At 40.0% G+C, this 11,197-nt stretch carries 6 protein-coding genes; all 6 read right to left on the bottom strand.

Annotated elements, in window-relative coordinates; genetic code table 11:
• Window positions 1–210: 210 nt before the first annotated feature.
• Window positions 211–3,120: an insulinase family protein gene (locus EO125_RS08480; protein WP_127148515.1), complete on the bottom strand. Its 2,910-nt coding sequence runs from the start codon at window positions 3,118–3,120 to the stop codon at window positions 211–213.
• 124 nt (window positions 3,121–3,244) lie between these two features.
• The gene (locus tag EO125_RS08475) at window positions 3,245–3,802 is read right to left on the bottom strand and encodes a hypothetical protein (protein ID WP_127148514.1); all 558 of its coding nucleotides are present in this window, start codon (window positions 3,800–3,802) and stop codon (window positions 3,245–3,247) included.
• A 1-nt stretch (window position 3,803) separates the two neighbouring features.
• Entirely contained in the window at window positions 3,804–5,120 is a 1,317-nt protein-coding gene (locus EO125_RS08470; RefSeq protein ID WP_127148513.1) for a M18 family aminopeptidase, read from the bottom strand.
• A gap of 56 nt (window positions 5,121–5,176) precedes the next feature.
• Window positions 5,177–6,001: an Mrp/NBP35 family ATP-binding protein gene (locus EO125_RS08465; protein WP_127148512.1), complete on the bottom strand. Its 825-nt coding sequence runs from the start codon at window positions 5,999–6,001 to the stop codon at window positions 5,177–5,179.
• A gap of 315 nt (window positions 6,002–6,316) precedes the next feature.
• Window positions 6,317–7,510 (bottom strand): PLP-dependent aminotransferase family protein, encoded by a 1,194-nt coding sequence (locus EO125_RS08460; RefSeq protein WP_127148511.1) that lies wholly within the window; start codon window positions 7,508–7,510, stop codon window positions 6,317–6,319.
• A 188-nt stretch (window positions 7,511–7,698) separates the two neighbouring features.
• Window positions 7,699–11,148 (bottom strand): pyruvate carboxylase, encoded by a 3,450-nt coding sequence (locus EO125_RS08455; protein WP_127148510.1) that lies wholly within the window; start codon window positions 11,146–11,148, stop codon window positions 7,699–7,701.
• Window positions 11,149–11,197 lie beyond the last annotated feature (49 nt).

Genomic DNA, 11,197 nt, shown 5'->3' with positions numbered 1-11,197 from the left:
TATGCCTATTTTTATGCATAAAAAAATATACCTTGGGGGGTGGCTTTTGCTGTCCCCCCAAAATATATTATAGAACCACTAAATAACAATAAAAATTCGCACATCAGAATATTCTGATGTGCGTTATTATTTTATAGAGCCTGAACTCACAAAAGCCATACCCCTCTGGTTTCCCAGATAGGGTATGGCTTTTACTATGTTCTTATGAAGTTATTGTACTAGGTTACTCACTTTGTCGAAGAGCTGTTCTGCTTCTTTGATACGCTGTTCGCTACCCATGACTACGATATGGTTATCTTGTAATACTTTTTCAATGACATCTGCTAATCCACGTAAGTCTTCTACTGTTGTTTCCAAGACTTGTTGACGGAAAGCCGTCATATTTGCTTCATTGGTGTTCCCAAAGTATAAGCTCATAGCGCGAGCTCCTTGTAGGAATGGTGTATTAGATACATCAAGCCCACTCATAGTACCAATGATATATTTACGCATTTCTCGTGGAGATAAATCTAATTCACGTAAATAGGTTGGCAATCCATCATACACTTGTAATGTATTTTCTAAGTTTGGATCACGGTAGGAACAGAATACCATATTACCATTATTATGGAAATTAGCAAAGGCTCCATACGCTCCACCTTGTACACGAATTAAGTTCCATAGATAATCGTAGCGCAACATAGTTTCTAGGACGCTCATCGTACCTGTATGTGTACCGCCATGATCACGGAAGTTGCCACCTTTTGCCACATATTGTACCTTACCAGAGGTAGCTAAGCCTTCATTCACATAGGTTTGAGTCATCTCTAGCTGTGCTTCCCAACTATCATCACTTAACACAGCAGTGATATCGTCTAGATGTGCTAAGAAAGTTTCTAGTTCTTCAGCAGTACCTACAAAAGATACTTCCAAGTTATCTTTACGGAATAAACGTTGTTGTACTTTCATCAATTGTTCCGTCACACCAGCTAGTAATGTTTCATTGTCTAATACTTCGACTAAACGACGGAAATAGCCTAGTGTATCTTGGTCTCTAAATTTACCAATTTTCGATACTTTCGCCATAAGCAAGTTAGTAACAATCGTGTTACCACGGCGGAATGCTTCTGTATCCCAGATGGCTTTTCCTTCTTTTAACAATTCTACAAGACGTTCTTGGCTATTAAACTTTGTGCGTCCTACGATCTCTCCAAGTAGAGATGTTAAATGACCAATGTTGGATGCTAACGCCTTACTACGAACAACCGCTAATGGTACAAATGCATCACGTTCATTATGGATAGAGACTGGCAATACATCCATAGTATAGCCGCCTAAATGTAGATTTATTTCTTTTGCTATCTCTGCATAGGTAAAACGTTCTGTATCTAGTCGGCCTAATACATCTGACAATAGCTCTGCATAGAATATTTCATCTTCTCGCAAGGATTCCATATTGAAATACAAGCTAACATAGTTAATGCCACGAGCTGGTACATCAATGTGATGCACACGAATACCTTTATGGTCAATTTCACGGCGTGGTGTTACTTCTACTACAGGAGAAATATCAGACAATTCTAATAAAGGAATGGTTGCCAGTGCTTCTTCAGAATCTACGGCTTGTTGCATTTCTTTTAATTTCGCTGTTTGATCAATAATATGGGCAATTTCTTCTTCACTCATATTTGATTTAATAGCCGCTAGTTTAGCAGTCTCTTCTTGTTCTTTCTTCTCTTGTAAACCTTTTTCTGGATACAGAGAAACTAAGCCTTTATGCGTGTTATCTAAGATATAGGTACGCAATAAGTTTTCATAGAAATCAGTAGATAATCCTTCACGAAGTGCTTTCAATACGGGTTCATATTGTAGCAATTCAATAGGATCTTCATCATATAGCCAATTATCCATTACTCGTAAGCCGTACGCAAGACCAATTGGACGCCCTCCAAAATCAGCTTCTCGCAAAATGAACTCAATGCGATTTAAGGATGCCTCTAACAATTCCTTATCTAAACCTGCATCCACTAATTGGCGTAATGTAGTTTCCACCACTTCTTGCAACTGTACTTGTTTTTCAATTTCAGAACCTGTGACACTAATTTCAAATAATGGCTGACGAATACCATCCATGTAGGAGCCACTTACATCACTACCAATATTTGCTTTCACTAAGGCTTCTTTCAACGGTGCTGAACCAGATGTAAATAAAGCATGATTCAACACTTCAAAGGCTAAACTTTGAGTAAATGTCATTTCTGGGAATACATAGGTTAAGGAATGAATGGCTTTGCCCTTATCACTTTCATCATTACCAATACCGTATGGGAAAGATGCCACCACTGGTTCAGCTAAAGGAGATTGCATAGCAATACTAGAATCTACTTCAATGGCATGGAAGTTTGACAAATATTCCTTATCAATGAATGCTAAGGTTTCTTCAATATTCATATCCCCATATAGATAGATATAACTATTGGACGGATGGTAATAGGAATCATAGAAAGCTTTAAAGTTTTCATAGGTCAAGTCTGTAATATTATCAGGATATCCACCAGAATCATGCCCATAAGTAGTGTCAGGATATAACAGTGCCATTTTATGATAATCTAATTGAGAGTCAGGTGAGGAGTAAACCCCTTTCATCTCGTTATAGACAACGCCTTTATAGGTCAATGGATCTTCTGCAGATTCCAACTCATAATGCCATCCCTCTTGCATAACGATCATCGGGTCCTTAGCTACACGAGGATAGAATACGGCATCCAAATAGACATCCATCAAATTATGAAAGTCTGCATCATTCTTACTCGCCACTGGATACACAGTTTTGTCAGAATAGGTCATAGCATTTAAGAATGTGTTCAGAGATCCTTTTACGAGTTCCACAAAGGGCTCTTTTAACGGAAATTTACGGGATCCACACAACACAGAATGTTCTAAAATATGTGCTACCCCTGTACTATCATGAGGAGGCGTGCGGAATGCTACATGAAATACTTTATTTGTATCTTCTGTATCGATGTATAACAAACGCGCGCCAGATTGCTCATGGTGTAACATATAGGCTGTGCCATTTACCTCTTGAACAGGTTCAATTCGCTCTACACGAAAGCCTGCATAGACTGTATCTAACTTCATAATACCTCTTTTCTATCTACTAAACATACAACGGCCATCCCTAGCAATCTAGTTCTAACCGTTGTTATATATGTATAACAATTTGTCATAATACTAGCTTATTATATCACGTTCTCAATGAGAATCATAATACAAACAAATGGATAAGACCTGCAAAAATCCAGATTAGGGCTCCCCATTTATAGGCTTTTTTCCCAATGCTAAATTCTATGCCACGGCTCATATTATATCGTGTAACGCCATATGGAATCAGAATGTATAATAGCCATGCAATGACCATATAGGAAAACTCTAAGCCATATCGTACATGAGCAGATAATAACCCTACAATGAAAATAGTATCCCAAATCCAGCGATCATAGACTGTCTTAGGTCCTTCTTGTTCTTCTAATATGGGGCGTAAATGAGATACTGATACGATTTCAAATACTTGCACAACCCCTATACCTAATGCTATGGCAAGAACGGTTTGTACAAGGGTCACACCATCAATTCCTAACAATGTAATATTACCGGTCACACCATACACAGCTACCACAATCATCCCTAACAATTGTAATGCTTTTGTGACTTCTTCTTTTTGCTGTTCTTTCACTGTAGTTCGTTCATAAAACATACGTTGAAAGGGTGTAGAAATTCGATTCAATACTAATGCTACAAAAATTGCCATCATAGAAACCATGTTATACCTCCCCTAAAAATACAGTTAATAACCGATTTAATTCCATTTGATCATAGGTACCCATCAACTCCCGTGCGGAATGCATAGCCAACAGTGGTAAACCTACATCCATGGTCCGCATCACTAATTGTGCTGAAGAAATAGAGCCTACTGTAGATCCACCTGGAATATCTGAGCGATTCACATAAATTTGATGCTTAATGCCATGGGTATCACATAAATCTGTCACAATCGCTTGTGCCACCGCATCTCCTGCATAGGATTGAGAGCTAGCTATTTTTAAAACTACACCACCATTCAAAATTGGATAGTTAGTAATATCATTTTTCTCTCCGTAATTAGGATGATAACCATGAGCCACATCAGAAGAAATCATGAACCCTTTTGCAATATCCGCTTCACAGGCTTCTTCTGAGAATCCCAAAGCACGGTACACACGGCGTACTACATTTGGTAATAACAAGGAGGCTCCTCCTTGTTTTGTACGACTTCCCACCTCTTCGTGGTCAAATAGGAATGCCATACGAATCCCCGTAGCCTGTTGTTCTTTGGCTCTGACAATCCCTTGCAAGCAAGCATAACAGGATGTAAGATTATCTAACCGCGGAGCACTGATATATTCCGCATCAAAGCCAACCGTTTCCACCGTATCCGTATTATACACAGTCAACTCATAGGATAAAATATCTGCTGGTTCACAGCCAATGTCTTCGGCTAATAAGACTTTTAATATAGTCTTGTCATCTTCATAGTCTGTACCTACACCGCGCATTAAAATAAGTGGTAACATCTCTTTTTGCTTATTAAAACTTGCCTTTTCATTAACCTGTCGATTCATATGGATGGCTAAGCTAGGAATCGTAGCCACTGGACGAGCAAAATCTACATAATGTGTATCTAACTCTAGGGAGTCTTTCCCTTTTGTCACTACCACACCCGCTAGAGAAAGAGGTCGATCAAACCAAGTATATTGAATTAATCCCCCATAACTTTCTACATTCAGCTTACCATAGCCTTTGTCCGTAATCATCGGATTTGGCTTCACCCTAAATCCTGGAAAATCGGTATGGGCTGAGGCTATTCGTAAAGTCTCTCTAGGGTTTTCTCCAATATGGAATGCTATTAAAGTAGTACCATATACGTCAATGACATAATCCCCTGCTTCCAAATTCCATTCTTCGTCCATCGATAAAGGTGTAAACCCTTGTTCTTCTAAGCGACGATACGACTCCTCCACCGTATGATATGGTGAAGTAGAGCTTTCAATATATTCAAAAAAGTCAGCATACATAGTTGCGACTTCATTCTGTTCACACATAATTCCTCCTATGAAAAATACCATAGGTACAACGTACACTATGGTATTGTCCACGCTTACTCTGGTAAGCCTACTGATTCTAAATTTGTTGTTGTAATCGTTTCAATTTCACCAGCGTCGCACAATTCTGCTACTTTTGGATCGATTGGTAATCGACCTAGCAACAATAAATTGTATTTTTTCAATACTTCATCAATGTGACTTTCACCAAAGATTTTATAATCTTTTCCATTATCTGGGCAATGGAAGTACGCAAAGTTTTCCACTACACCAATAATAGGTACTTGCATCATATCCGCCATTTTTACGGCTTTTTCCACAATCATGGATACTAAATCTTGAGGCGATGTAACCACGATAATACCGTCCAATGGTAAGGATTGGAACACCGTCATCGCTACGTCTCCTGTGCCTGGAGGCATATCTACGAATAAGTAATCTACATCGCCCCACACTGTATCGGAGAAGAATTGTTTTACCACATTACCTACTACAGGACCTCTCCAAAGGACTGGATCCGATTCATCATCTAATAGCAAATTCACAGACATCACTTTCACGCCGTTTTTAGACACGATAGGATACATCAATTTACCATCATCGCTACGCACTTTGTCTTTCAAGCCAAATACTTTTGGAATGGATGGACCTGTAATATCTCCATCAAGAATGCCTACAGATTTACCTTTACGAGATTGACTCACCGCCATCAAGCTTGTGACCAAAGATTTACCAACACCACCCTTACCGGATACAATGCCGATGACCTTTTTCACATGACTTCTATCATTTGTTTTTACTGTCAAATCCACTGGTTGTTGCGTGCTGCATCCGCTAGAAGATGCGCAACCGCCGCAACCACCATTATCTCCACATGCCATAATAAACCTTCTTTCTATATGTCTGAAAGTCCTAAGAACTTTCTCTACCATAATAATAAATGCCATTCACCCTTGTGAAGGCATGTATATCCTATATATCTATAGGTATATATGTATTATAACATAGGATACAAGAAAGTCGAACACCTGCAATGAGTAAATTACAAGTGCCCCTTTATGTTTCATTTCTTATCGGGAAGATACATGCCACAATCCATACTAGAGATCATATGACCGAGAGCCTTCTCTATATAAGAATAGAGGAGGTGGTGTTACCCCCCCCCTCCTCTTATAACATACTACACATAGTAGTATTTATTCTCCGCAATATTCACGTGTCAATTCCCCTATGATTTGCATGCCTTTACGGATGTCTTCCAAAGATGGCACCGTATAGCTTAAACGGAAATGTTGTCCATAGGGAACTCCATCTGCTGCAAAGGCACCACTTTTCACAACGCCTACTTTACGAGCAATGGCCTCTTCAAAGAAAGCGTCACAGTCCACATGGTCTGGCAAGGTCATCCATATAAACATCCCTCCCGTAGGTTCTGTCATATGTACTTTGGAGCTACCAAATTTTCGGAATGTATCCAACATAACTCGGCATTTTTCTTGATACACCTTACATACCTTTTGGATTTGCTCATCATAATCGATATGTTCTAGCAAATGGCTCACTACACGTTGCGTGACTAGCGGCATTTGACCATCGCAGTTATTCTTCATCACTTGGATAGCTTGGATTACTTCGCTTGGACCATACAAGAAACCAACTCGCAATCCTGCAGAAATCGTTTTAGAATAAGACCCCGCATAGAGCACACGATTATCCGTATCCATTTCTTTGAAAGTAGGCACTCGCTCACCGCCGAAGCGAATTTCTCCATACGGATCATCTTCGTAAATGAACAAATCATAAGCTTTTGCAATCTCATAAATTGCTCTCCTACGTTCTAATGGCATAGTAATACCCGTAGGATTTTGAAAGTTTGGAATCAGATACACATATTTGCCCTTTCCAGATTTTGCCGCTTCTTCCAACGCTTCTGGAATCATGCCATCCCCATCGGTAGGGATGCCTACCGCTTTGGATCCTACACTGCGTACTGCATTGATGGCACTGGTAAACGTATAGGCATCCATGTACACTTCATCGCCAGCATCACATACTGTGCGAGGTACTAGCCCTAAATCTTGGCCTGCCCCGATGGACAATAATAATTGCTGTCCTTCTGCAGGCATGTGATGCACATGTACCAAACGATGCAATGTTTGCTCTGCTAACTTCGCATCTCCTTGCATGGGGCCATATTGCAAAATCTCTAATGGATTCGTATGTACAATGTGGTCAAAGGCAGATTGAATTTCCTCTACTGGCACCACTTCACCAGCTGGATTTCCTATCCCAAAACTAATGAACCCAGGAATCCCTGAGCCCCGTTCAAACACATCTCGAATGAAATTAGGGCCTTTGCTAATAGACCGCTCTGGCAATGTAAATGCCATAAGAATCACTCCTTTTATATCTTGTATGTATCTCTTATATATGATAAACAGGAGCAACTGAGTTGCTCCTGCTTTTTATGTGTATTGTAAAACTGACAGTAACACTAAGTCGCTTATGTATGCAACTATACAAGGAATACATGATTCCTATGTATTCTACCATACTTATATGATATAAATCGTATCACCTAGTTAGCTACGTGTGCTTGTTCTTCGATAGTTAACAAGCAATCGCCACTTTCAATACGGCTACCTTCACGAACATGGATGACACCTACTACACCAGATACTGGAGCTGTAATAGTCGTTTCCATCTTCATCGCTTCTGTCACTACAAGGGCATCACCTTTTTTCACAGCTTGACCCACTTGTGCCACAATTTTCACCACAGAACCAGATAAAGTAGCACCTACTTCACCAGGTTTGGTTGGATCCACTTTATGACGCACTACACCTGTTGTTTTAATGTGTTTGTCATGAACTTTAATCGTTCTAGGTTGACCATTTAATTCAAACAACACATGACGTGTACCATCTTCATCAGCTTCACTCATTTGAATGTATTTAATCACCAATGTTTTACCTTGTTCGATAGTCACTTCTACGCTTTCACCGCGTTTCATGCCAAAGAAGAAGGTTGGTGTATCCAATACGCTTACATCAGAATAGTCTTGTTTGAAAGTACTATAATCAGCAAATACCTTGGAATATAAGCAGTGAGCAATCACATCTTCATCTGTAGTACCTGCCCCTTTCTCTGCTAGTTCTTTACGAACCGCTTCAAAGTCAACTGATGGCAAGGTAGCCCCAGGACGTCCATCCAATGGTTTTTCACCTTTTAAGACAATTTGTTGTAACCGTTCAGGGAATCCCAAGTATGGTGTACCAATGTAGCCTTTGAAGAATTCCACCACAGATTGTGGAAAGTCCAATGTATCGCCTTTGTCGTAAATATCTTCTTCTGTCAATTTATTTTGAACCATGAACAAGGTCATATCTCCAACAATTTTAGAAGATGGCGTTACTTTAATGATATCACCAAATAACATGCTCACTTCATGATACACACGTTTAATGTCTTCCCAACGCTCTCCAAGACCCACACTCTTCGCTTGTTGTTGCAAGTTAGAATACTGTCCACCAGGCATTTCATGTTGGTATACCGTTGTATTTGGGTAAGAAGATGTATGATCCACTCCTTTGTAGTATGGGCGAATAGATCCAAAGTAGTTGGATGCTTCTTCCATATAGGCTACATTCATAGTTGGTTGACGATCATGTCCAGTCAAACCATAGTACATGGAGCTCATGCTAGGTTGACTTGTACCATTAGCAAAAGCGGAGTATGCCAAGTCGATAATATCTACCCCTGCATCTACGGCACGACCATAGGAATAAATCGCATTACCAGAACCTTCATGGGTATGTAAGTGAATTGGTAAGTCTACCGCATCTTTTAGTGCACTTACTAAGTTATATGCTGCTTGAGGTTTTAATAAACCAGCCATATCTTTGATAGCTAAAATATTAGCTCCTGCTGCTGCCACTTCTTTACCCATGTTGACATAATATGCCAAGTTATATTTATCACGGCGAGGATCTAAAATATCTCCTGTGTAGCACAATGCCACTTCTGCTACTTTACCTTGATTACGAACTTCATCGATGGCTACTTTCATATTGTCTAAGCTATTTAAGCTGTCGAAAATACGGAACACATCGATACCATTTTTACCAGCTAATCGGATAAATTCACGCACTACATTATCTGCATAGCTTGTGTATCCCACTGCATTGGAACCACGAAGTAACATTTGTAACAAGATGTTTGGCACTTGTTCACGGAACATACGTAACCGTTCCCATGGATCTTCATGCAAGAAACGGTACGCCACATCAAATGTTGCACCGCCCCAACATTCTAGGGAGAACAAATTAGGCAATCCCTTCGCAACACGACCAGCTACACGAGCCATATCAGCTGTACGCAAACGAGTCGCAAACAAGGATTGATGCGCATCACGCCATGTGGTATCTGTAAACAATACTTTTGGCTGTTCCTGCACCCATTTAGAGAACTTTTCTGGTCCCAATTCATCTAATTTTTGTTTTGTCCCTGCTGCTGGTACTCCTTGTAGGTTTGAAGGCATGATAATTGGATCAAATGTCGGTACTTCTTCTTTATGACCGTTGTAACCATTGACAGTTACATCAGCGATGTAACGAAGCAGTTTTGTACCTCTGTCCTTATCTTTTTTTAAGTTGAACAATTCTGGATGTTCATCGATAAAATGAACATTGTAATCCCCAGATTGGAACACTTCATGCTCTAATACATTCACCAAGAAGTGCACATTCGTTTTTACGCCACGAATACGGAACTCTCGCAAGCAACGCAACATTTTACGAATAGCTTCTTCTGTGGACAATGCCCAAGACGTAGCTTTTACTAGCAAGGAATCATAATATGGTGTAATGACAGCTCCTGTAAACGCATTACCACCATCTAAACGAATACCAAAACCACCGGAGCTACGGTACGTAATTAATTTACCTGTATCTGGCATGAAATGATTGTTTGGATCTTCTGTAGTAATACGACATTGGATGGCTACCCCTTCACAACGAATATGTTCTTGTGCAGGAATGGCTACCGCTTCACTGTGCAATGCATGACCTTCGGCAATGCGAATTTGCGTATGCACAATATCGATGCCTGTGATCATTTCTGTCACTGTATGTTCTACTTGGATACGAGGGTTGACTTCAATGAAATAGAAGTTTCCATCTGCGGTTACCAAGAATTCTACCGTACCAGCACTGACATAGTTCACATGTTTCATGATTTTCACAGCTGCTGCACAAATACGGTCACGCAAATCACGAGATAAGGCAAAGGCTGGTGCCACCTCTACTACTTTTTGATGTCGACGTTGGATGGAGCAATCCCGTTCATGTAAATGTACGATATTGCCATGTTCATCACCGATAATTTGGACTTCGATATGTTTTGGCTCTACAATTAATTTTTCTACGTACACATCATCATCGCCAAAGGCCATTTTTGCTTCAGATTTTGCACGATCATACGCATCGCGAAGTTCTTCATATTTTGTCACTTCACGCATACCACGACCGCCACCGCCATTCACGGCTTTGATCATCAATGGATAGCCATATTTCTCAGCAAATGCTTCTAATTCTGCAAAGTCTTTCAATGGACCATCACTGCCAGGAATCATCGGTATATCTGCTTTTTTGGCTTGAATACGAGCATTTACTTTGTCCCCGAACATCACTAAATGTTCTACTTTAGGACCGATGAACGTAATCCCTTCTTCTTCACAACGTTGTGCAAAATGTGCATTTTCAGATAAGAAGCCATATCCTGGATGGATCGCGTCCACATCATGTTCCTTCGCAATACGAATAATATCTTCAATATCTAAGTATGCATCTACAGGTTTTTTACCTTCCCCTACTAAATAAGATTCATCTGCTTGATTGCGATGTAATGAAAGTGCATCTTCGTTAGAGTAAATAGCCACTGTGCGAATCCCCATTTCGTTACATGCACGAAGTACACGAATAGCGATTTCACCACGGTTTGCTACTAATAGCGAGCGTATTTGTTTCATTATAACCCCTCCTCAATTTTGTCTATTTCAGTTCTACCACCTTATGGAA

This window comes from Veillonella sp. VA139 (assembly GCF_003992005.1).
Lineage (GTDB): Bacteria > Bacillota > Negativicutes > Veillonellales > Veillonellaceae > F0422.
This window is presented reverse-complemented; position numbering and strand designations above follow the sequence as displayed.

Coding starts and splice junctions, on each gene's coding strand:
- EO125_RS08475 (WP_127148514.1), bottom strand. CDS start 3,802: ATGGTTTCTATGATGGCAATTTTTGTAGCATTAGTATTGAATCGAATT.
- EO125_RS08455 (WP_127148510.1), bottom strand. CDS start 11,148: ATGAAACAAATACGCTCGCTATTAGTAGCAAACCGTGGTGAAATCGCT.
- EO125_RS08480 (WP_127148515.1), bottom strand. CDS start 3,120: ATGAAGTTAGATACAGTCTATGCAGGCTTTCGTGTAGAGCGAATTGAA.
- EO125_RS08465 (WP_127148512.1), bottom strand. CDS start 6,001: ATGGCATGTGGAGATAATGGTGGTTGCGGCGGTTGCGCATCTTCTAGC.
- EO125_RS08460 (WP_127148511.1), bottom strand. CDS start 7,510: ATGGCATTTACATTGCCAGAGCGGTCTATTAGCAAAGGCCCTAATTTC.
- EO125_RS08470 (WP_127148513.1), bottom strand. CDS start 5,120: ATGTGTGAACAGAATGAAGTCGCAACTATGTATGCTGACTTTTTTGAA.